The organism is Steroidobacter denitrificans (assembly GCF_001579945.1).
Classification (GTDB): domain Bacteria; phylum Pseudomonadota; class Gammaproteobacteria; order Steroidobacterales; family Steroidobacteraceae; genus Steroidobacter; species Steroidobacter denitrificans.
This window is the reverse complement of sequence record NZ_CP011971.1, coordinates 2,200,201-2,222,558: the sequence shown is the minus strand read 5'-3', so window position 1 is coordinate 2,222,558 and position 22,358 is coordinate 2,200,201. Positions and strand designations below refer to the sequence as shown.

Annotated in this window: 18 protein-coding genes and 1 riboswitch; of the genes, 9 read left to right on the top strand and 9 right to left on the bottom strand. The window is 51.3% G+C overall.

What is annotated here, in order from left to right; genetic code table 11:
- The first annotated feature begins 212 nt into the window (after positions 1-212).
- From ACG33_RS16160 to ACG33_RS15755, 5 genes are all read left to right on the top strand, one after another.
- Entirely contained in the window at positions 213-1,553 is a 1,341-nt protein-coding gene (locus ACG33_RS16160; protein ID WP_157071753.1) for a phenylacetate--CoA ligase family protein, read from the top strand.
- Positions 1,550-2,473, top strand: coding sequence for a glycosyltransferase (locus ACG33_RS15770; protein ID WP_083536727.1), 924 nt, complete (start codon positions 1,550-1,552; stop codon positions 2,471-2,473). The genes ACG33_RS16160 and ACG33_RS15770 overlap by 4 nt, the downstream gene beginning before the upstream one ends.
- Entirely contained in the window at positions 2,463-3,500 is a 1,038-nt protein-coding gene (locus ACG33_RS15765) for a polysaccharide deacetylase family protein (RefSeq protein WP_083536725.1), read from the top strand. The genes ACG33_RS15770 and ACG33_RS15765 overlap by 11 nt, the downstream gene beginning before the upstream one ends.
- Before the next feature lie 71 nt (positions 3,501-3,571).
- Positions 3,572-4,939 carry an O-antigen ligase family protein gene (locus ACG33_RS15760; RefSeq protein ID WP_157071752.1) on the top strand — a complete coding sequence of 456 codons (1,368 nt, stop codon included), beginning with the start codon at positions 3,572-3,574 and terminating at the stop codon, positions 4,937-4,939.
- Positions 4,932-6,347, top strand: a complete 1,416-nt coding sequence (locus ACG33_RS15755) for a glycosyltransferase (RefSeq protein WP_157071751.1) — start codon at positions 4,932-4,934, stop codon at positions 6,345-6,347. The genes ACG33_RS15760 and ACG33_RS15755 overlap by 8 nt, the downstream gene beginning before the upstream one ends.
- Positions 6,348-6,439: 92 nt before the next feature.
- On the opposite strand, the gene ACG33_RS16155 is transcribed toward ACG33_RS15755, so the two are convergent.
- On the bottom strand, positions 6,440-7,537 hold the full coding sequence (locus ACG33_RS16155) for a hypothetical protein (protein WP_157071750.1): 1,098 nt from the start codon (positions 7,535-7,537) through the stop codon (positions 6,440-6,442).
- Here ACG33_RS16155 and ACG33_RS16150 point away from each other — a divergent pair.
- The 3 genes from ACG33_RS16150 (at position 7,536) to ACG33_RS15745 (ending at position 10,274) form a co-directional block, all read left to right on the top strand.
- Complete coding sequence (locus ACG33_RS16150; protein WP_157071749.1) at positions 7,536-7,709, top strand: hypothetical protein; 174 nt, start codon at positions 7,536-7,538, stop codon at positions 7,707-7,709. The genes ACG33_RS16155 and ACG33_RS16150 overlap by 2 nt on opposite strands.
- Positions 7,710-7,734: 25 nt before the next feature.
- Positions 7,735-7,829: riboswitch (cyclic di-GMP riboswitch) on the bottom strand.
- Between the two features lie 170 nt (positions 7,830-7,999).
- Positions 8,000-9,103, top strand: a complete 1,104-nt coding sequence (locus ACG33_RS15750) for a glycosyltransferase family 4 protein (protein WP_083536719.1) — start codon at positions 8,000-8,002, stop codon at positions 9,101-9,103.
- A gap of 61 nt (positions 9,104-9,164) precedes the next feature.
- The gene (locus tag ACG33_RS15745; protein WP_083536708.1) at positions 9,165-10,274 is read left to right on the top strand and encodes a GNAT family N-acetyltransferase; all 1,110 of its coding nucleotides are present in this window, start codon (positions 9,165-9,167) and stop codon (positions 10,272-10,274) included.
- Between the two features lie 8 nt (positions 10,275-10,282).
- On the opposite strand, the gene ACG33_RS16145 is transcribed toward ACG33_RS15745, so the two are convergent.
- Entirely contained in the window at positions 10,283-11,251 is a 969-nt protein-coding gene (locus tag ACG33_RS16145; protein ID WP_157071748.1) for a glycosyltransferase, read from the bottom strand.
- Positions 11,252-11,258: 7 nt separating this feature from the next.
- A complete protein-coding gene (gene asnB, locus ACG33_RS10140) occupies positions 11,259-13,286 on the bottom strand; it encodes an asparagine synthase (glutamine-hydrolyzing) (protein ID WP_157071747.1) in 2,028 nt (675 codons plus the stop codon).
- Positions 13,287-13,453: 167 nt separating this feature from the next.
- Between asnB and ACG33_RS10135 the strand changes: the two genes are divergently transcribed.
- Positions 13,454-14,446 carry a glycosyltransferase family 2 protein gene (locus ACG33_RS10135; RefSeq protein ID WP_066920898.1) on the top strand — a complete coding sequence of 331 codons (993 nt, stop codon included), beginning with the start codon at positions 13,454-13,456 and terminating at the stop codon, positions 14,444-14,446.
- Between the two features lie 126 nt (positions 14,447-14,572).
- Here the strand turns inward: ACG33_RS10135 and ACG33_RS10130 are convergent, their stop codons facing one another.
- The 6 genes from ACG33_RS10130 to ACG33_RS10105 all read right to left on the bottom strand — a co-directional run bounded on the left by ACG33_RS10130 (position 14,573) and on the right by ACG33_RS10105 (position 21,930).
- A complete protein-coding gene (locus ACG33_RS10130) occupies positions 14,573-15,631 on the bottom strand; it encodes a glycosyltransferase (protein ID WP_066920896.1) in 1,059 nt (352 codons plus the stop codon).
- A gap of 47 nt (positions 15,632-15,678) precedes the next feature.
- Positions 15,679-16,671 carry a glycosyltransferase family 2 protein gene (locus tag ACG33_RS10125; protein ID WP_066920894.1) on the bottom strand — a complete coding sequence of 331 codons (993 nt, stop codon included), beginning with the start codon at positions 16,669-16,671 and terminating at the stop codon, positions 15,679-15,681.
- A 3-nt stretch (positions 16,672-16,674) separates the two neighbouring features.
- On the bottom strand, positions 16,675-18,006 hold the full coding sequence (locus tag ACG33_RS10120; protein WP_066920892.1) for a polysaccharide pyruvyl transferase family protein: 1,332 nt from the start codon (positions 18,004-18,006) through the stop codon (positions 16,675-16,677).
- A gap of 77 nt (positions 18,007-18,083) precedes the next feature.
- Positions 18,084-19,289, bottom strand: a complete 1,206-nt coding sequence (locus tag ACG33_RS10115) for a glycosyltransferase (RefSeq protein WP_066920890.1) — start codon at positions 19,287-19,289, stop codon at positions 18,084-18,086.
- Positions 19,290-19,333: 44 nt separating this feature from the next.
- Positions 19,334-20,581 carry a class I SAM-dependent methyltransferase gene (locus ACG33_RS10110; protein WP_066920889.1) on the bottom strand — a complete coding sequence of 416 codons (1,248 nt, stop codon included), beginning with the start codon at positions 20,579-20,581 and terminating at the stop codon, positions 19,334-19,336.
- A 266-nt stretch (positions 20,582-20,847) separates the two neighbouring features.
- Positions 20,848-21,930 (bottom strand): hypothetical protein, encoded by a 1,083-nt coding sequence (locus ACG33_RS10105; RefSeq protein ID WP_066920887.1) that lies wholly within the window; start codon positions 21,928-21,930, stop codon positions 20,848-20,850.
- Positions 21,931-22,358 lie beyond the last annotated feature (428 nt).

The window sequence follows — 22,358 nt, the reverse complement described above, 5'->3', positions numbered from 1 at the left end:
AGATGGATTTCGTCCGTATATTGGGCTTGTGCTGTGGTTCTAGGATATCGCAGGTCTTAACTATGGCCTGCCGAGAGATTTGAGTAACTATCTTCGATTGTTACTAACGAATGGTATGCGAACAGCCGAAACTGCGATCGGCTTCTTGTTATTCGAAGGTGCGTGAAGCCGGTAAGGAACTTCATGGGTCTTATCAAGGTAGGAGAGCGGCAATGATGGAGGCACTTTCAAAACATGTGTTCTACCCATTGTGGGATATCAGAGAACGTGCTGACCGACTGGCAGAGTTAAAGCGCCTGGAAAAATCCCAGTATTGGTCACCTGAGCGGCTTAGAGAGCTACAAATCAATCGTCTCCAATCCATCGTTCAGCATGCTTTCAAAAGCTGTCCGTTCTACGCAAATTTCTATCGAGATCTAAACTTACGTATTGAAGATATAGCAGATCTACGTAAATTGCCGCTTGTATCAAAAAGTGATGTACGCGAGGGGCTGAATGATTTCTTGTCGAAGTCGTTCGGGAAAGAAACGATCTATGAATCACGTACAGGAGGTTCTACTGGGCGAGCTCTGACTCTATATTTTGATAAAAGATGTCAAGAGCATAGAAATGCAGCAGCTATGCGGAGTGACCGTTGGGCAGGCCGCGACCTGGGTACGAAGACAGCTGGAATTTGGGGAAATCCACCTCGGACGGCAGGATTTAAAGATTGGGTGCGAAGCTCCTTTCTGAACAGGCTCGTATATCTCGATACGATGGCAATTAATGAACAATCGGTATGCAACTTCGTATCAATGTGGAAAAGGCAGCGTCCGAAAGTAATTTTCGGGCATTCACATTCGATATACATGTTAGCGCGCTACCTGGAGAATTTAGGAGTAGAAGAGGTAAGGCCTGTTGGGATCATCGCGACCTCTATGATGTTGCTTGATCATGAGCGCTCGGTCATCGAGCAGGTGATGGGCTGCAAGGTAAGCAATCGATATGGATGTGAGGAAGTTGGACTAATTTCGGCAGAGTGTCCAGAGCACCGAAAGATGCATGTCAACAGCGAGCATGTCATTGTCGAACTCCTCCGACGAGATGGGCAGCCTGCGCTGCCTGGTGAAGAAGCCGAAGTCGTAGTCACGGACCTCATAAATTACACCATGCCTCTGATACGGTATCGCGTCGAAGATATGGCGGTAGGTGTGGAAGGTGTCTGTGATTGCGGTCGAGGGCTTCCTATGATTGATAAAATCATTGGAAGAGTAGCGGATTTTTTGCAGAAGGCCGATGGAACACTAGTAGCTGGTGTTTCGCTTGTTGAGCGCACCCTGACAGATATCAAGGGCCTCGATCAGATGCAGCTTATCCAGGAATTACGAGATGAGTTACAGGTAAATATTGTTCCGGGACGGTTGTACACTCCTCAGTCAAAAGTGTTACTGCATGATGAATTGAAGAGAGTGTTCGGCGATGTAATGAGAATCCAAATTAACGAGCTCAGCTCGTTGCCTCAGGAGAAAACTGGAAAGTATAGATTTTCTATAAACAAGGTAATGCAATCATGAAATCTTTGGGTGCTGCACCTGCGGTAAGTGTCGTTGTTGCAGCCTATAACCCGGGGCGCTACGTTGAGGCAGCGGTCCGGTCTGTTCTTGAACAGAGCATGCCTGATTTAGAGATTATAGTTGTAGATGATGGGTCGACAGACAATACAGCTGCAGTTGTTGAATCTTTTATGCATGATCCCCGTGTGCATCTTATTCGTCAAAAAAATGCAGGTCAGCCTCGCGCTAAAAACGCCGGTTTGCGCGCCGCCCGGGGACGATTTATAGCGTTTTGCGATGCGGATGATCTGTGGGTCAAAGATAAACTGGAAAAGCAGTTACCTGCCTTTGATTCTGACGCCAGGATCGGGGTGGTATATAGCCAAGTTGCCACGATCGATCCAGAAGGGAGGCGTACAGGAGAGATTACAGGTAATGGTCCGAGTGGTGATGTTATCGATAAATTATTTGTCGAAAATTTCGTACCGTTCGGCTCAGCCATAGTTCGGAAAGATGTTCTGGATACGTTAGGTCTATTTGACGAAGACCTGGCGATGGGGATTGATTGGGATCTCTGGTTGCGAGTTGCTGTTCATTGGCGATTCTGTTTTATTCGAGAGCCGCTGTACTTATATAGGGTCTGGCCTGGACAGATGTCAAGAAACTGGCGCGGACGATACGAGCATGCATTTCGAATAATGAAAAAATTTATAAATAATAATCCTGGTTTGCTTTCGAAACGGGTGATTCGACGGGCATACGCGGATTCTCATGTCGAGCACGGTATTTGCTGCGCAATACTGGGGGGGTTAAAACGCGAAGCAGCTTTGAACTATTTGTATGCGATTCGTACTGATCCTAGGTTTTTTCGTGCCTGGCAAGAGCTTGCAAAGCTAGCTCTTCCATCTCGATCCAGGAGTTTGAAGCAGAATGGCAATTAATCTGCAATTCGATCGGATTAAGATGCGGGTATGGACAGCGCTGCGCAAGTGCGGTGCGAAACGCCTTATAGATAACGTATGGAATATCCAACCAATCATTCTGATGTATCACCGATTCAGTGAACATCCGACATTGGGAAAAGTGAGTCGCGATGAATTGCGATCACAATTAGCCTTCTTGCATTCGAAATGCAATGTAATCTCGCTTGAAGAATTATATCGTGGCCTTACGGAAGGTGTTTCCTGGAAGACGTCAACAGTAGCGGTAACCGTTGATGACGGTTACCAGGATGTCTATGATGTTGGATTCCCGGCGTTCATGGAGTTCGATATTCCTGCTTCTTTATTCGTGGTAACCGATTTTGTGTCGGGACGAATGTGGCATTGGCCAGACAAAATTCGTTACATTCTGTCCACCACATGTAAGAGTTCGATTGAGATTGAAGATGCAGCTGGGAGTACCTGCATTTTTATCGATAGTCCTGAGGCTATAGATAGCGCTTGGAATCACATATGTGATCGATGCTTTATGCAATCCGAGGCGGTCCGGGTTGAAACGATAGCATCACTGGCTAAATCGGCAGGTGTCAGAATTCCTCAAGAACCGCCGGCTGGTGCGCGGCCGGTGACGTGGTCCGCGTTAAATGAGATGAAGTCGTCAGGGATCTATATTGGCTCTCATGGCGTTTCTCATCGGCGATTTACATCGCTGTCGACCGACGATGCCGTAAAAGAGCTGGTGAAATCAAAGTATGAGCTTGAGGATAGGCTTCAGATACCCGTAGATACATTTGCGTATCCATACGGAGCAGTGCAAGACCAGCCTGAAGGCGTCGGAAATCTTGTGAAGGGTGCCGGATACAAGATGGCATGCGTAGCCTACTTTGACGACAGTTTGCTAGATGACTTCTATGCAGTTCGCCGCTTTGGTGTGGGGTACGATTACTGGGATTTCATTAAGGCTGCGGATGGCCTAAAGAGGGTCAGCACCGTGGTGAAAAGCCGGATAAAGAGACAGGTGCCCTGATGTCGTGAATCATATACGTCACGAGATACGAGTTTGAACGAGTCTCAGAATATGAATCCAGGTAAGTTAGCGTGAGCGCGATAACATACAAGTCAAAGCGTCGCGAGGGTATATCGCTAATTCCAAAATATTCATGCGTTCCGCGCATACTATTTTATGTATTTTTATTTTACACATTGTTTCTGTATTTGCAGGGCGGTGTGCGATTTCCATTCCTCGGTCAGATCAGATTTGAAATGTTAATGGGGCTGGTTCTCGGTCCCACTGCACTTACATTATTCCTGCGCAGAAAAGATAAAGATACAGGAAGCGTCTTGGCTTGGTCCGTAGCATTGCTAAGTGTCATGCTGGTAATGGTTCTGCTTTCCCAATATGTGGCTTACTCTTGGGACGTGATGTGGAATCGAACAATCAAGTTCTCGATATTTGGGCTTTGTATCGCTAGTTTTATTACTACACCTAAAGATCTGCGATGGTTCTTCGGTGCCTTCTTATTGGCTTTTCTAAAGATGGGTCAAGAAGGATTCGTTGGATCACTCGACGGTAGTTTGATCTGGTACAACCAGGAAATTCCACGATTGCATGGAGCAACTCCTAACTACATGCATCCAAATTCATTTTCGGGAACTCAGCTTGGAACATTACCCTATCTATACTATTTTTTCCCTTTGCTTCCATGGTACGGACAGGTAATTCTTGGTGTGCAATCAATTTTTTGTGGAAACGTTATATTAAGGACGGGATCGAGAACGGGATACTTGGCATTCATCGTCGCTATATTGGCTATCGTCTGGCTATCCAAGAAGCGACTCAGGTCGATTTTTGTCATGTGTGCACTGCTTCTTATGTCGGTTCCGTTTATCTCCGAAGATTATTTAGGTAGATTCGAGAGTATCTTCGAAGATGAATCCCAAGCTGGCGAGGACACTTCGATCGGGCAGCGTAAGGAAATTTTAAATGATGCTATCGATGTGTTTGTCCGGTATCCGTGGGGTATTGGGGTTGGCGCGTTTCCTCTCGTTCGCACGGAACTTTTCGGAAGATTTCAGGATACACATAATCTTTATTTGGAAGTTCTAACAAATATAGGCATTCAAGGCGGGGTGATTTTCTTCGGATTTTTGCTATGCATATGGAGGGTTCTGCGTGGCATACAGCGAGATACAACTGAGCAAATAGAAAGCCTATCAGATGTAGAGAAAAATTCACTTGTATCTTCTCATGCAAGTGATCTGAAGTTTTTATTGGCCGCTTCAAAAGCAACGTGGACTTTCCTGGTTATTCGTCTGGCGCTCGGCGCATTTGGAATGGATCTTTATGAGGTCTACTGGTGGTTCTTGGCTGGTGTCACAGTAGCAATGGTTAGGATCAATAAGGTAGCGCGAGACAAGACCAGCCATTTTATTGCTACATGTGTGACGAGTAAGACTCGTGAATAGCGATCCGAAGGTTGTTGATCTGAGATCCGTTCTAGCGGAATACGGATGGAGTCGCTATGCGCTGAAGGAATATGCGGTAGCGTCGACGCTTGGTCGTAATCTGTTCGAGAAAGCCGCCGTATCTACAGCTAAAATAGCAGGGTGGTATGGCGACTGGTTCAGTCGTGCGCGGTATGTGTGTCGGGCTGTACGGCTGTTGGAGGGTTTCAAGATCAGTTCTGAGCTTTCCTATTTACACGCATGCGTGATCAGCGATGCGAAAGGCTATAGTGGTAAAAATATTGAGAATAGAGTTCGTCAGTCTTATCTGAGGAGCTCAATGGCACGCGGTCGGCGTAATCTATATCTTCGGCATGGCAGTGCACTAGCTGCAGCAATGAAATTTCCGCGAGAGAACGACAGTGATCACCGGCAGGGTAATCTGTTAGTTCTTAAACGATTCAATGCTGGTACCGGGGAGAAAGGGGTTCTCTATCTCCAGTACACAGAGTCTATTAGTAGTTTCGTCGCTCTGTTTGATTTAGATTCTCTTTGTAACCGCTACCGGATTGTTGTGGAGCCAAGTTCCTGGGGTTATCAAGATGATGCATTCCTTCTTCTGATTCATCCCGGCCTCGATGTTGTTATCCTCGCTCAGGATGAACTCGATTTTGAGTATGTCAGGTCTCTGAATGGCCATTTGCACCCGCTTCGGATCGGTGCGGGAGACTGGATTGATCCTTACGTATTTTCGGCTCAAGCGGAGCACAAGGAGTTCGATTTCGTAATGGTTGCTAGTTGGTCGCCGGTTAAGCGGCATTCAATCTTCTTTTCCGCCTTAGCAGAGGCAGGACTTGCAGATGCTCCGATAGCCTTGATTGGGTATCCCTGGGAAGGCCGGAATCAATCGCATATTGAAGATTTAGCTCGTTCCTATGGACTTACCAATGTTGCGTTTCACGAGTGTATTCCGAGAGAAGAGGTGGCGAGAATAATTCGTCGTTCTCGTGCAGGTGTAATGCTAACGCGGAGAGAAGGGGCGAATCGAGGCGTATACGAATGTCTTTTCTCGGGGGTTCCAGTTGTTATTTCTCGCGAGAATCGGGGGTTTAACAAAAGTCATATCACGGCAGAGACGGGAATACTTGCGAGTGATAATGAGCTTCCGAGCGCACTGTGCAGAATACGTGATGAGGCACATACTTTTAAGCCAAGGGAATGGGCCTTGCTCAATACCGGATATCGGAATGCATGGCGCATCCTAAATGAAAAGCTCCGCGGACTAGCTATAGATAATAGGGAACCCTACACCAAGAATATTGCGCTCATTAAAAGTGCACCTTTTGCAGTGTATGATGTTTATGTAGAGCAGGTAGAGTTGACGCCGGAGTATGAAATTCTAAAATCGTTCATTAGGGACAGCGTATAGTAGTGCCTCAGGGAGTAGGAGAGATTTCGTAAAACAACAAGGCCCAAGTATGACTACCTGGGCCTTGTTATATAGTGAACAAAGCAGAATAACTATTGAACAGATACGTTAGTCGGAGGAGTCGGCGAGGCCAAAGCTTTGCTGGTGGTGCCGATCGTTATCGGATATCCCTGACTGTTGACGTTACCGCTGGAGTCGATCACGTATAAGTATGCCTGCTTTCCGGAGGAAAACTCACCGGTATTTACGCGGAACTGAACGGATCCATTTGCCCAAGAAATAGGCAGCTGGACTTCCTTTTGACGAACCGCCGACCATGTGGCTGCGTCGCCTATCTCTATGCGAGCCCGCGTGAAGTCGATAAAAATATCATCGATGTTGTAAGAACCAGCGGTGCCGCAGCCTCGTTCTGCGCTATCGATCATGTTTGGATAATCTATGGTATGTGAATTCAGGCCAAGAGTGGATGCTAGCCAGTTGTTCTTGCTCCAAGCCTGAGTACCGTCTACAGATACTGAGAACGTGTTGGAGCTAGCGTCAGCCCAAACTTCGATCCGGTGCCATTTGCCAGCCTGAAGTGAAGGGCCGGATCCCCATTCTGTCGTTGGGCTGCATGTTCCGGCGGTGCATTCTGAATAGCCGCGAACCTGGTACGAGGTTCCGCATCCAGCGGAGAGGTAAATATTGTTCTGAGGTGAATTAGCGTAAAATCGAAAAAATTTTCCAGACTGCGTGTTGGATGGCATCATAAACTTGAAGGTCGTATATAGCTGATTTCCCGCGCCAGATACGTCTGTTGAGACGCCCCCACTCTCCGATGAAGAAAAGGCACGGCGGAGATAACCGCCTGAGTTGGTTGGGCCCCCAGACTGGACGGATAGCTCCGATGAATTTGCTGACCAGGAACTGCCGCCTCGTTGCGCATAGAAGCCGTCCGAATTGAGTTGACGATCTTCGAAATCCTTGAACCGAAAATTGAGAAATTTACCCGATTTCCATGATATGCCACTATTGTTATATGCGCCACGGGTGCCAAATCCCGAACCACTTACAGTGATCAATTCACCGTGAGCTGCGGTTCCAGAGACAGTGGTGATTGTAGGCGCGGCTTGGGTGGTGGGTACAAGGACGATCGAGCTAATGGTGCATATGACCGAAGCCATGCCTGTGGATAAGGAAAATTTTGTCATGAGTACTTCTCAGAACTTGCTATCAGTTCAAATTGTGGCTGTTATCAATACCAAACTACTAAGCCAGTTGGCTCAAAGTGGTCTTGGTGTCGATGCGCACGATAAAATCGGGAAGGGTATTGAAAGACGCAGTCCAACCAATGGTATGCACTCAAGCAGAAAGCATGAATAAAATCTGTGATCCATGACCCATTCCCTCTAATAACCCCACAACTTAGATCTCAATTGTGAGCTGGCCGGTTGACCGGAAGCTTTGCGTCACCGCCTTACAGCAGCTTTGCCCTTCGAGCGAAACGGAGTATGGAAGGCTACTTTTGGGCGCGCAATAGTATCTTTGATGCGACAGGCAGATTCACCACCAGCCTCATGTCAATTATTCGGGTCCACAGTTGTTCTGTTGTTTTCGCTGTCGCTAATTGGCAACACGGTGATGATGCGTTAACGGCGAAGAGGATCCAATAAATGAATCTCAAGCTAGCTATTGTAGCACCAGGCGAATTTTTTGGAGGCGCTGAACGCCAGATTCTTAGCCTACTCGATCATCTACAAAATCAATCGATCACATGTAAACTAATCTTGTTGCATGATCGAGAGTTGGCTACACAAGCACGAGCGCTGGGTGCGGACCCATACATAACCGGAAATGGCAGGCGCTTCGATTTTCAAGCCTTGTTCGATCTGCGGTCTGTTCTACAAACCTATAATGTTGTTCATACGCATGGTTACAAGGCGACCATTCTGGCGGCGTTGGCACGCCCTCGTAAAGGATTCACGCTTGTAAAGACCGAGCATGGTCGAGTTGAAGTTGGAAGGGGGAGTGTGCTACAGCGGCTGACTAGCAATGTTTATAGAAAACTCGAGAACAGTCTTTCTCGACGAGTCGAAGCTACCGTTGTCTATGTAACCGAGGAACTACGGCTATCCTGTTTGACCGAACACGAAGGCATGGCCTCTAGGATCATTCATAATGGTATAGATTCTTCACGAATTTCTAATCTTATACGCCCTGAAGAGTTCTCAAAGGAGTATTTCAATTTAGTGGTGCTCGGGCGGTTAGAGAATGTGAAGGGTGTGCAATATGCGATTGATGCCATGCAAGATCTGGACGTTCCAGATAAGATCAAGTTGCATATTGTTGGCGACGGTCCCTTGTACTATACACTTACTACTTTGGCTAAACGCGGCCCGCGGGAAGCATCGATTGTCTTCCACGGGTTCAGATCAGATGGAGCAAGATTTGCGGCACACGCAGACCTTCTCCTCATACCTTCGCAGCATGAGGGATTGCCATATACCCTGCTAGAGGCGGTGTGTGCCGGCACTCCAGTTTGCGCTAGCAACGTAGGCGGATTAGCTGAAGTTCTTCAGCACGAAAGGACGGCTCTATTGATCCCGCCGGCCAACCCGTTATCAATTCGTTCAGCAATACTTCGCCTATATAACGACGATAAGTTTCGACTATCGTTGGCTGCAACGGCAAAAGCAGAATTGTCCGAACGATTCTCATCGAAATCGATGGGAGACGCGTATATCAACCTCTATCGCGACTTGTATTTGTCAAATTGAAGCGCCGAAAAACCAATGGCGAATACGTATCTGGTGCGAATCATTGGCGTCGAGATCTTGGATGACTGATATTGATTACAGGGTCGAGCGGTGGAGCGAGGTCGACTGGCTTGCATCCGATAAAGAATACCATCGCATCATGTCTGCATCTAATGCTGATCCACTATTTAATTCTTGGATGTGGACAACGTTATGGTGGCGTATTTTTGGATCGAAGCTCGAGGCGAAGTTATGCGTTCTGGCGATATATTGTAAAGATATGCTGGTCGGTATCGCGCCATTTTATTGTCGGAGTGAGTCGAGAAAAGTATTTTTTCCAACGACTACTGTTCAGCTTGTAGGAATGAGTTGGCGGAATCCCGATGTGCAACTTAGCGAATATCTGGATATTGTTGCTACGAAGGACGCTTACCTTGGTGTTCAAAAAGCTTGTATAAAATACATCAAGGAACTGTATGCGCATCCTGAAATAATAATTGTCTCCACCCGTGCCCCAAATATGTGGGTGGAGGCATTGGAGCATCGATTTGGCTGCGCTAGTTATACTCGATCCGTAGACGCATCAATTAGTTATCAGGCCGATATCGATGGAGGATTCTCGGTTTATTTATCGAACATAAGCGCCTCTGCACGGCGATCGCTTCTTAATTTGAGGCGCAGATTAGAAAGACATGGAAGGGTGGAATTCTTGTTTATCAACACGAGAGAGGAAGCGCTACATGCGTTGCATGAGCTAAATTTATTGCATGCCACCCGATGGGGAAGTCCCGCCTTTAGCGGTGAGAGGTTGGAGTTTCATTCTAATTTTATCTTAGCAGCTATGAAGCGTGGAATATTAAGGATGTCACGGCTGCTAGTAGGGGGGCGACCGATCTCAATTTTATATGACGTCAGGATTGAAAAACGACAATACAATTTGCAAATGGGATTTGATCAGACTTTCGATAATAAACTCTCTCTAGGATTGCTTCACTTGGGATTTTCGATTGAGGATGCTGCGCATGATGGCGTCAAAATATATGACTTCTTGGCAGGCGAGGGTAAGAAGGCTGACTATAAGCAGCGCCTGAGCCAGGCAAGTATTGAGCTTCGATCAGTTCAGCACGTTGATGGGAAGGTTAGAAGTTGTTTATATCGCGCATACGATGCGTTACTCGGTGGGCGACAATAGAAGTATCATTAAAAATCGCTCGGCCGAGTTAAACGTAGTAACTCCTCCGCATGAGCGTTCCATTTTTTTTCAAAAAGTTGCCGTGCAATTGGAAAGGCAGTGCGGATGTCTTGGTGGCGAAGTCGAAGCTGGTTAATTGCCGAAATTAGTCCTTGAGTTGTGTTTGTTGTAAACACGGCGAAATCGGAGAAAAGCTCCATGCTCGCAGCGTTTTTTGAGAGTAATAGTGGTTGTTCTAGCGCAATAGCTTCGTAGGCGCCGCAGACCAAACAATTATCCATCGTTGTCAAATCCATGATTGCGTTAGCAGATGCGAGGATTGACCAGTAATTATTTTCACTAAGAAAGCCGGTGAGAGTTATATTTTCTGGAAGAGAGTTACGTATTTTTTCGGTTAGTTTCTCTGGATTGCCGGTGACGTAGAGCTGGATTTCTGGTTCTGCTAGATGCATTGCATCTACGACGATATTGAAAGGTTCGTCACCTGCAAAGGTGGAGATCAAAACAATATTGAACCTGCCGTTCAGCTTAATCTTTGTTACTGGAGGGGGGGTTGGTATACCGTCAGGTAGGATGATGGGATGCCCACCTTGTTGGGCGACGCGGTTCGCTAACTGTTTATTCGTAACGATAACAGTATCGGATTTGTTGAGAATCAGACGGGTAATAAATCGCATCAAAATCGAAGAATGCAGGTAAGGCTCAACAGCCTCGTTATGCGCGTCAATGATCAGTCGATAACGAAAAGCTGATCGTAGTAGTAAGCATAACAGAGATAAAACTACGGATGGGCTCTGAACAATAAGTACGCGTGGCCGTCGTGTCTTCAAGGATTGAAGTGTTCTTATTGTAAGTTCTATGTAGCGAAATATGCCTCTACGTTTAGAGACTAGTTCTACCAGAGGAATATCAAGGCGTTCGCACAGATGTCGCGTGCGACGATGTTGAATCCAGGTCAGGAACAGAACATTCGACATGATCTGGCTAAGCGGTGACAGGAGTCGGATGGTTGGCACGCTGGTGCCAGAGGCAGAACATCAGAACGGAAAACAGCACTTTATTGTTTTTCTGTCGTCCGGCGATATGCTCATTGCGCAGCCGCAGTATTTCTTCGGTATTGAATAGCCCTATGTTTGCCAAAGTGGAGGCGTTCACTATGGAATCGAAGAAAGGCAGCAGCGGTCCCCGTAGCCAACGCCCCATCGGTGCCTCGAAGCCTTGTTTTTTATGGTAGATCATGTCACGGGGTAGCCACCGTTCCGCAATCTTCTTGAGAAGATATTTCTGTATTGAGCCGCGTATCTTCAGGTTCGCCGGGATTCGTCCGGCGAGCTCGACAAACCGATGGTCCAGGAAAGGTACTCGAAGCTCGAGGGAGTGCCACATGCTGAGCCTGTCGGTCAGCGTCAATATATCGTCTAGCAGGTAGGTGCGCAGGTCTGTTCGAAGCGCCCGTTCCAGGACGCTACCGTCGGCATTGCTTCCAAATGCTGAGGTGATGATATTGGAAGTCATGCGGGAATCGATAGCACTCGTGACATCGGGCGTGAATAGCTTGCGGCGCTGCTCCCAGGCCAGCGTTGCCATCGAGTCCTGATAGCGAAGCTCGGCAGGCTGACCGGCCGAACGGATGAAGCGCTTCAAATGATCGATAGTGTCACTGGAGTTTCGCGAATCCGGTAGCTGGCGGATGAGCGGTTCGATGAGGCCTCGACGTAACAAGGATGGTATCCGGGCATAGTACTCTCCGAGTTGCAGTCCAAGATGCCGGCGGTAGCCACCGAACAGTTCGTCTCCGCCCAGGCCTGTCATGGCCACCTTGACGTGCTGGGAGGCTGCTTTGGATACATAGTAGGATGGGATGACCGAGTCGTCTGCAAAGGGCTGGTCGAAAGCTTCGACGATGTCCCAGACGATCTCTTCGAAGTTGGGCGTGGTATCGATTTCGTGATGGCTGAGTCCGTAGCGCTCCACCAGTGCCCGAGCGTACGTGCGCTCGTCGATAAAGGCAGAACCGGCTCCCTGGAAGCCTACGGTGAAGGTCTCCACCGGCCGGCCCAGGATATCGGCCATGAGAGCGACCAGTAGGCCGCTGTCCACGCCGCCGGACAGAAATGCTCCGACCGGGACATCGCTCACCAGGTGGCTCTCGACTGCTGCACGTAGATTTGTCTCACAGGCGAGGATCCATTCGGCTTCTGAGCGGGATTCCTCGGAGACCTCGGGTACTGACCAGTACTGTGTTGCTGTTGCGGTGCCGTCGGTTTGGACGGTCAGGGTGGTGCCAGGTTCAAGCTGCGTGATGGCCCGGTAGATGGTGCGAGGGCAGGGGATATTGGTGTAGGTGAGGTACTCATCGACCGCCTGCAGATCAATGTCATTGGGAACCAATCCGGTTTCCAGCAGCGATTTCATTTCCGATCCGAACAGTACTCCCTGGGGAAGCCGGGCGATGTAAAGGGGCTTGATTCCCAACCGGTCGCGTGCCAGGAGCAAGGTTTGCCTGCGCAGGTCCCAGAGCGCGAACGCAAACATGCCTTCCAGATACCTAGGCAGGTCCGCGCCGTATTCATCGTAGAGGTGCACGATGACTTCGGTGTCGCTGTCCGTGCTGAAACGGTGTCCCTTTGCCTGAAGTTGACGTCGAACTTCCCGGTAATTGTAAATTTCGCCATTAAATACGACGCAGGCTGATTTATCCTCGTTGAATATGGGTTGCTGGCCGCCGCCGAGGTCGATGATTGCCAGGCGGCGCATGGCCAGGCCGACTCGGCTGTCAAAATAGTGGCCGGCGCCATCCGGGCCGCGACGGACGATGCGGGCATTCATCCGGTGCAGCATCTCCTCATTGAAGCCTGCGCCAACCCCTAGAAAGCCACAGATTCCACACATGTGGTCAGATATTCCTTGCTGGTGTCCGGGCGAGAATCTGCCTGCTGGAAATGGACCGCTTGGCCAGACTTTGCTTATGCGGCGCTGCGTATGATCATCAATGTCGTCTTCCTCGCCCAAGCGGGTTACTTTGACTTCGGCGATGACAGCTGAGCGCAATATACACTGAAGCTAGTATTACCTTTTCAGAGTTGCGTCACACCAGCGAGTATCGGCGGCGATATCATGGCGTATCGCCGCACGTCGCGAAAAACTGCGAGTGTATGTTCATCATGTCTGGAGGAGGTATGGAGGGAGAATCTCGCAGCGAATTGGATTCCGTGGCGCCGGTATGCGGTGATGTGAGCAGGCTTGGCCTCGTTTCCGTCATCATTCCAGCATACAACGCTGCGGGCCTGATCGGCGAGACGCTCCAAAGCATCTTCCGACAGTCATACGATGCGACCGAGGTACTTGTCGTCGACGACGGCTCGACCGACAACACCGCTGAGGTCGTTCGAGCATACGCACCCAAGGTTACCTTGCTGTGGCAGCCCAACAGCGGTGGTTGCTCCTCGCCGCGAAATCACGGGTTGCGCCTGGCTCAGGGAGAGTTTGTAACGTTTTTCGACGCAGACGATCTCATGGTGCCGGACAAGTTGCAGCGCCAGGTCGATTTTCTACGCCGTAACCCCGGCTGTGATACGGTCTTGATGGACTATCGCAACTTCGATGAGCATGGCGAGGCGTCGCAGACCCACTTTGCATCCTGCGACCAGTTGCGTCGAGAGGCGGCGCGATACGGTGGGGAGGAGTTCCTGCTCGATGCATATACTGCGACCCGGATTCTCATTACCGAGAACTATGCCATCGCCGGATCTCCCATGATGCGTCGATCCGTCTTCGAGCGGGTGCAGCCCTTCGACGAGAATCTACGCGCGAGTGAAGACCTGGATTTGATCTACCGCTTGGCCCGTGATGGCGGCCTGGGGATCATCGCAGCGACCGGTTTTTTGCGCCGCATGCATGAATCCAACATGTCCCGGCGTACCGGACACATACTGCAGTACAAGATCGCCAGCCGCGAGAAGTTGCTTGTGGACGAGGCGAGTTCGGAGAATCGCCGCCTGCTGGAACGCCAGATTGCCAATTTTCACATGGCCTTTGCCGAATTCGATCATCCCAACGCTCCCGGACGGGCATTGCGCCATATCTGGACTGCTCTGAAGTTTGGGCATCCACCTGACTTGCGGGTGGCCAAAGAGCTGGTAAAAAGCGTCCTGAGTGCAGTGAAGCCATAGACCACGGCTTACCTCGTCGAGGTTGCTCATATGCCGGCGAAAAAAAACCGGGTGGCCGTGCGATACCTGATCTACCGTGGCGAAGAGGGTGCGTCGATTTCAATCGACCAGGGCGCATTCATGATTTCAAGTGGAGTTCCCGGCGGTTCCCAGCCGCTTCCTTGCTGAGCGGCGCAAGGATCGTACCGTATCGATGACGGGAGCAGGCAAGAGTGTAAAGAGCGTGAACCCATAATGACCGAGTTTGCCCCGGTCGTGCCGCAACGCTTTGCGATAATAGCGGCGAGCCTGGGCGTAATCGGCTTGAGCAAGATAATGAGCGCCCAGAGTGTAGCAATAGGCGGCTATTTTCTTCTTGATCTTATCCTTGTATGTCCGCGGTATTTCCGCGCTCGCCAGGAAATTCGACAGGACGGAAACCGTCGAACTGTAGTACAGGCCGAAATTATTGGTGATGCCATCTCCATGCAGAAGATATGTGGCTGTGGACTTATCCAGATAAGCGAGTTTGTACCGGCGCGCGATGCGAAACCACAGATCGATATCTTCCGCGATCCGATGGGTCTCGTTGAAAGATCCTACTGCTTGCAAGGCATGCCTTGGAATCATGACCGTGCCCGTCCATACGAGCCTGCGAAGCACGAGCAGATCGTGGAATATTGTCGAGGAGAAGAGATGCAGGCGTCCATCGACTTCCTCCACGTGACTGCGGGCTTCCAGTTGCAACTGCTCGCGAGCCGACAAGGCATTCCGGCGGAAAACGACGCGACCCTCATTCTCCAGGCGGGCTTCGTCGTAGTCGCTGAACAGCAGGCCGATCTCCGGCCGGTGTTGCAGTGCTGACAACCTGAGGTACAGGCTGTCGCTGCTCAAGGTGTCGTCTGAATCCAGGAAACTGATGTAATCTCCGCGGCTGGCATTGATACCCAGATTACGCGCCGCCGCAGGTCCCTTCGATTCCGTACGCCGTAGATAAATGATCTGTTTTCTGTCGACATAAGGACGCACTATTTCCGGGGTACTGTCCGTTGATCCATCATCAACTACGACGATTTCGGCATTGACGCCATCCTGATCGAGTACGGATTCGATGGCGGATTGCAGCAGAGATGCCCGATTGAATGTGGGAATGATGACGCTGACGAGCGGCAGGCTGGCGAAGGAAATTTCCGGTGTACCGGTCATTTTGAATCTGATTTGAGTTCCAGAGAGATATTTCGTTCCAGAAAAGCTCAGGTTCCGGCCCGATGACGTATTCGTGCCAACAGGCTCGCAATGGAGTTTTTCGGATTGCCGAGCATATTTCCAAATTCCATGAGCAGCGGCTTGATCATGGAACGATATCGAAAGACGTAACCGCTGGAACGCATCCCTTCCAGATGATAGGTCCAGAAGGCGGATTCTCTGAAGAGCCAGGTATTTCTGGCTAGAAAACGAAAATAGTCGTGTCGGATGCCGGCGAATGTTTCGCTGAATTCGGCCTCGGTCAGGAAATCCCTGCCATAGTCGAGGATCAGGATGAACCGTGACAAAAGCCAGTCCGGGTCCACCAAGCGCAGGCGAGCCGATATGGATGGATTGTCCTCACGTTCGAAGGAGCCGATCTGGTGAATGAAACCGAGATCGTGGTTCTTCAGCACATCGAGGCAGGCAGCTGTGTCCTCACAGGGAATGTTCTCCCTGTAGAAGGGCTGCATTTTTCTGACAATTTCCGCGCGGAACATGACAGAACTGGGAGAGCCGAAATAATTACCCCCGTGCAGCAATTGAGCCCTGCCTGCGCGCCGGCCCATGAAGAAATCCGTCCTGCAATCCAGGCCGACATTTCTGACCTGCGTGCCGCACAACCGATAGGCGCTGATCACTCCCGTCGACGGATGAGTTTCACCGACTTCGACCATACGCGAGATGCATTCAGGGAATATCCAGTCGTCGGCCTGGACAATCTTGCAGTAAGCGCTTCTCGAAGAGATCTGTTGCAGGGCAAAATTATAGTTCTGAACCTGGGACAAAAATTCAGGTGTCTCGACGACACGAATACGACTATCGGTCCGGGCGTATTCACGGGCAATGTCCGCAGATCGATCGGTACTCTTATTGTTGACGAGAATATACTCCCAGTTCCCGTACGATTGCACGATCACGCTCTTGATGCAGTCGGCGAGATACGCGTCGGTGTTGTAAAACGGGGTCACCACGCTGACCAGAGGGATTGAAGTGCTCATGTACTACGCCTGGATAAGCGTATCGTACTGAGATGCAACCAACTCGGACAGGCGTGCGGATGATGCCGACACGGAGCGGCTGTTTTCTTTTGTTTGTCCGAGAAAATCCTGAAAGGTTCTGTCGATGGCTGCCGCGTCCACCGAGTGGATGTCGAGGCGGTACGATGTCTGTTCCATGTAAGCCATATGAGTGTCGACTTTTCGATCGTACGAGATGGCTACTACGGGCTTGTGCGCAAGATGTGCCAGCAAGATGCCATGAAGCCGGCTGGCGACCACGACGTCGACTTGTGCCAGGACCGCGAACAGTTCATCCACGGTTGTCGGGAGCACCGAACGGAGATTGTCGTGATTTACCTCTGGCATGGCCAACAGGGCGGCATGCATTTCGTGGACCGGGTGCCAGTCAGCGCCGTCACTGGAAAACAGCACGACAGCATACCCTCGCCGGATGAGGCCGATGGCGAATGCCGTCAGCGCCCGCATGTATGCGTCGTACGTAGAACCGTCCTGCTTGGGCCAGTTCGACCTGAGATAGGCGATGGGGCTGATGCCAACGACCCGTTCCTTGCGCGGCGGAGCCTGAACCCGCGCGCGAGCAGGGGGAAACGAGAAGGCGAGATCAGGGCAGACGGGATCGTTGAGCGTGAAAGCAAGGTGCGACAGTAGCCTTTTGGAAATCTCGTCGCGGTACGAACGATAGGCGGCACGTCGCAGGGCGGACTTCACGAATTGCCTGCTCAGCGCCGATTGCAGCGAGCATACGCCGATGCTCAGGAACACGAGGCGTGCTCCGGTCAGGCGTGCAAGGAAGCTCCATTTCATCAAGGTATACGGATGGCCCCATGGTCCGCCCCAGTAGTCGTCGATCTGGCCGCCCCCGGACACGATGAAATAGTCGGCGCCACGCGCGAAATGCTGCGCCGCGATCAGATGCCGCATCTCGCGGAATAAAAGGCCGGGAAATCCAATGCACGTCCGAAGGATCTGCTTGCCCGAGCGAAGCACATGGAAGATCCATGGCATCTTGCGCAGCAGAGCTTTTGCCTGGGAACGCCACGAAGATTGGTCGGCTTTCGTGGGGTCAGCATTCGCGTGGGATGGCCGCTGCGGCAGTAGCCGCGCCCGGATGCCCTCGGAATAGTGGGGAATCTCCAGTGCCGTCAAGGGGAATGAAGGTATTCCGTGCAGAGCCTCGGTGCGTTCCGGCGCGAGCGTCGCCATCCGGATGCCGACTCCATCCATTCGTGCACGGAGATTGTAGATCACCGCCTCCTGTATGGCGGCATCCCCCAGGTTAGCCCCGCCATAGGGCGTGATGAGGACCGCCTTCATTAGTAGAGCTCACTGAAATAGTGCGGCAGTGACAAGACTTGATATCGTCGCGGGCGGAATGACACGTGAGTTCCTGCCTATCGACAGATGATCTCGACCAGCTCTGCCCATTTTTCAGAGGCCCGAAAGCGGTTCTGGACTTCCTGGCGAGCATTTGTACCCATCTGCTCGAGCAACACAGGGGGGTGTATGGCAGCCTTGCGCATGGCATTCAGTAATGCATTGTCATCGCCGGGTGGAATCAGCCAGCCGAGACTTTCATTGCTTAGCACTTCCGGGATGCCGCCTACGGTAGATGCGATGGCTGGAATCCGGCACGACATGGCTTCGAGCAGGGACAGTGGCAATGACTCTCCGGGAAGACTTGAGAGGCAAAATACATCGAACGCGGGAACGATGGCCTCAGGGCTGGCGGAGAATCCACCAAGCGTAACCTTATCCTCGAGGCGGAGTGAACGGATCATCATTTCGATCGAATCTCTTTCCGGACCTTCACCAACAATGACAAGCCGCAGATCCCGCGGAATACCGTCAGTGCATAAGCGATGGAATGCGCGCACGAGTTGCACGTGGTTTTTCATCGGACTGAGGCGTCCAACGGAGCCGAAGACGAAGGCATCGTCAGGGATATTCCACTTCTGCCGACTTCGTGTCCGTGCGGCGGCGTCGGGTAGGAACACGTCGGTGTCAACCCCGTTATGTGCGGTAACGAGCTTTGCTGGCGGATATCTGTAGTCCTCACGCAAGGTGAGTGCTGCCGCGTGACTTACACAGATGATTTTTTGCGGAGCAATCGATCGCAAGTATCCTGCTAATCTTCCGCGATACCACCATAGGCCGACACTAGGAATCAAGCCACCGAGATATCTCGTATGGGTTCGCTTGCCGAGCGGGGCCTGCATGTGTTCGATGACCATGAATTTCTTGAAGCACCAGAGCGCAGCAGCCTCCATGGAGAGACTGCCGAACTTGAATGTTCCCTTGATCGAGATGGCTATATCACAGTCGATCCTGCGAAATAGCTTTACCCATGTCAAAAATGACGAGGATGACAGGGCGTTGATGGGCTCGTTACCAATATCGACCCGTACGATCTTGCTGGACTCGGGACCCGAGGAGGCGGAATAGATATCACGACCCAGTTCGACGATTACGACATCGTGGCCATGCTTTCGCAGCGCCCGTGCCAGGCCCAAGGTATGTACCTCGACGCCGCTCCAAGTGGCAGCGGCTGTCAGGAGGACGATTCGGCGGCGCGGCAAGGCGGGGTCGTAGACGTCCATCGGCTGCGATGCAGATCCAGATGATTCCGGAATCATCAATTTCGTTAAAGCACGTGTACGGTAGGAATCGGCGCCACGAGCCGGCCGCCCCACTCGCGAATGTACTCGCACTGCGCGGCTATTTCGTCGATCAGGTTCCAAGGCAGTACGAAGAGATAATCAGGCCGTCGCTCTTTGATGGCATCCGGTGACAGGATGGGAATCCGGGTTCCGGGGGTGAACTTGCCTTGCTTGTAAGGATTCCGGTCGACGGTGAAGTCCAGAAAGTCGGTGCGTATTCCGCAATAGTTGAGCAGCGTATTGCCCTTGCCGGGAGCGCCGTAGCCGGCGATGGATTTTCCAGCGCGCTTCGCTTCGATCAGAAATTCGAGGATGCGCCGCTTGGTCTCCCTGACCTGCTCGCTGAACCCAGTATATTTCGCCAGCGTGGTGAAACCCGCCGTGGCCTCCCGCTGTCGCAACGCTGTCACACGTGTACCGACCGGTTTCGAAGTATCCGCGGTATGTCGTCCGTAGATACGTAGCGAGCCGCCGTGGGTGGGTAGCTCTTCGACGTCGAACAGCACCAGGTCATGTGCCGCGAAGACCCGTTCCACCGTCGTAAACGAGAAGTAGCTGAAATGCTCGTGGTAGATCGTGTCGAATTGATTCTGGTCCATGAGCTGTTGCAGGTGGGGGAATTCCATGGTGATGACGCCATCGTCGGCGAGCATGACCTTCATGCCGGCCACGAAATCATTGAGATCGGGAACGTGGGCCAGTACGTTGTTCCCGAGTAGCAGATTGGCGGGACCATGTTCCGCGCGCAGCTCAGCGGCACTGTCGCGGCCGAAGAAGCGGTTCACCGTCGGTATACCTTTCGTTCTGGCTGCCTCGGCGATGTTCGCGGCGGGTTCCACACCAAGAGTCCGGATGCCCATGGCAACGAAGTGCTGTAACAGGTACCCGTCGTTGCTGGCGATCTCGACGGCCAGGTTCGTCGGCCCGAGGGAGAAGCGCTGTTGCATCGCTTCACAATAACGCTTGGCGTGCGCTACCCAGGAGTCCGAATACGAGGAGAAATACGCATACTCCGTGAAGATATCATCCGGCGTGACGAACTCTTCGAGCTGCACCAGGAAACATTTCTCGCAGACGTAGGCATGCAAGGGATAGAAGGGCTCCATCTGGTTGAGTTGCTCGGCCGTGATGTGTGTCTGGCAAAGCGGCGACATGCCGAGATCGATGAAACTCACATGCAATGCGTGCCCGCAAAACCGACATGGCGGAGTATGGTACCTGGTTTGAGTCATGTCCGGCGCGGCGTGAGCAGTTCTCATGTCACTCATAGGAAAATCTTGGACGAGGAAGCGAGGGACAAACCTCGATTGCAACAGTATGCCATGTGCAAATGGATGCTATGTGATGCCCGTCACGAGGATGCAGCCTGGTTACGGTATGTGGGGATCAGTGGGCTCACAAGGGTTCGAAGAACAGCCGATTGAACGATTTGAGGTCGAATCCCCTGGCCTGTTTCTCCAGTGCCGCTCTCGCACGTTGCATCCATTATTTTCATTGATTATTCCCAGCGCTGTGCCTGGGCATCCCATCTCCTGTCTTTGAGAACATCGATGACATACTGATCAGGGTACAATCCGATAGCGCGTTCGATATCGTCGAGTAGAAGGTTGGTATTGATAACGTCGGCTTCCGCATCCTTCGGATCGGGAGGCTCGATCAATCTGACCCAGTCAAGATGGATTTGACCGCGATCGTCTAGGTACGGAATGCACAGAACCATCGGACATTGCGTCATTCTGGATAGCCTTGCCGTTCCTGTGGCGAAGCTCGCGTTTTTCCGTCCGGCAAACGGTCGTATGATGCTGCCGGAGCGATCACGCGCCCATGGAGCATCCACGGATACAAATAGCGCATTACCGGGCTCCCTGATGCCGCGTATAAGCGTCTTGAGTAGATTGCTGTTTCCAGGAGACACGAACTGCATGTCGGGCCGCTCGTGTTTGAGATATTGCCACATCTGCCCGAAATGAGCGCGAAGCCATATTTTTTGGGGGTTCAGGGACCTTGGAACCGGAGGGTCTATGATCGAAATGACCCGCTGGGGAACAATGCGACGATCGTACATCGACATGAATGCATGCCGGGAGAAATGACCGAGGGCGATGATGTATGACGAATTGGAGCATCTAAGTGTGTCCACGATCTGTGTATTGGATTCGACGACCGGCCATTCCTTAATATTTTCCCGACCGTTGAGATATCTCCGCAGTATTACGAAGTCCAGGAAATGCCGCGATAGAATACGGGCAGCCAAGCGCTTTGCTTCCGCCGGATCGTTCGTCAGGGTCCGCCTGACGGCACGACATTTGGCGCGTCCATAGAATGGCGTCGCAGCATGCAGTCGCCCACACAGCCTGGCCAGCGCGAAGGCCCAGTTTCGCGGTAGCCAGTCTGCCGCTGGCCTCAGGATGATCAGTATGACAAGAGCCTTTGTAGCATCGCCAAGCCACACGGGAAACTGGGCCAATCGTCCGCGCAGCGCCCAATACGGCGCCGAGAGAAGACGTTTGACGGGCTGCAGATAAGCTATTTCGTTCACGGCAGAGCCATCATGGATGATATTTGGATATTGCTTGGCCACATGATTACGTCAGAAACGATCGGCGTTCGGGGATGTGAAATCAAATGGTGAAGTAAACGAGGCGGTACTGTCGCTATCGTGTATCACACACTTCGATGTGTTCGGGTAGGCGCCGAGGCGTCAGGTCTCCGGAAGTGATACTCACTTCACATTTGTTGCACTGCCTCTGGTTTCGCCAGGATGTTCCCGTAGTCGATTTTCTTGACAGCCTGATTTGCCGAGTCCTCCTAGAGATCCCGTAAAACCCCATGGAACCTAGCTATAACGAGATTGGCGTGATACTTGCTTTAGGTCTCTGGCAGTAACCATCGGCTTTTAGTAACTGTATGAAAAACCGACATCGACATGTTCCTTTTATCTTGACCTCCTTCTTGTCAGGGGTGCTGCTGAGCTTCTCGAGCTTTGCGCAAACCGGCATTCAGGGTACC

What these genes read in the sequence shown, in the direction of transcription:
- ACG33_RS10130 (WP_066920896.1), bottom strand. Translation starts at nt 15,631, where the DNA reads ATGACCGGTACACCGGAAATTTCCTTCGCCAGCCTGCCGCTCGTCAGC.
- ACG33_RS15745 (WP_083536708.1), top strand. Translation starts at nt 9,165, where the DNA reads ATGACTGATATTGATTACAGGGTCGAGCGGTGGAGCGAGGTCGACTGG.
- ACG33_RS10135 (WP_066920898.1), top strand. Translation starts at nt 13,454, where the DNA reads ATGGAGGGAGAATCTCGCAGCGAATTGGATTCCGTGGCGCCGGTATGC.
- ACG33_RS15770 (WP_083536727.1), top strand. Translation starts at nt 1,550, where the DNA reads ATGAAATCTTTGGGTGCTGCACCTGCGGTAAGTGTCGTTGTTGCAGCC.
- ACG33_RS16160 (WP_157071753.1), top strand. Translation starts at nt 213, where the DNA reads ATGATGGAGGCACTTTCAAAACATGTGTTCTACCCATTGTGGGATATC.
- ACG33_RS15750 (WP_083536719.1), top strand. Translation starts at nt 8,000, where the DNA reads ATGAATCTCAAGCTAGCTATTGTAGCACCAGGCGAATTTTTTGGAGGC.
- ACG33_RS16145 (WP_157071748.1), bottom strand. Translation starts at nt 11,251, where the DNA reads ATGTCGAATGTTCTGTTCCTGACCTGGATTCAACATCGTCGCACGCGA.
- ACG33_RS16155 (WP_157071750.1), bottom strand. Translation starts at nt 7,537, where the DNA reads ATGACAAAATTTTCCTTATCCACAGGCATGGCTTCGGTCATATGCACC.
- ACG33_RS10115 (WP_066920890.1), bottom strand. Translation starts at nt 19,289, where the DNA reads ATGGACGTCTACGACCCCGCCTTGCCGCGCCGCCGAATCGTCCTCCTG.
- ACG33_RS16150 (WP_157071749.1), top strand. Translation starts at nt 7,536, where the DNA reads ATGAGTACTTCTCAGAACTTGCTATCAGTTCAAATTGTGGCTGTTATC.
- ACG33_RS10125 (WP_066920894.1), bottom strand. Translation starts at nt 16,671, where the DNA reads ATGAGCACTTCAATCCCTCTGGTCAGCGTGGTGACCCCGTTTTACAAC.
- ACG33_RS10120 (WP_066920892.1), bottom strand. Translation starts at nt 18,006, where the DNA reads ATGAAGGCGGTCCTCATCACGCCCTATGGCGGGGCTAACCTGGGGGAT.
- ACG33_RS15765 (WP_083536725.1), top strand. Translation starts at nt 2,463, where the DNA reads ATGGCAATTAATCTGCAATTCGATCGGATTAAGATGCGGGTATGGACA.
- ACG33_RS10110 (WP_066920889.1), bottom strand. Translation starts at nt 20,581, where the DNA reads ATGACTCAAACCAGGTACCATACTCCGCCATGTCGGTTTTGCGGGCAC.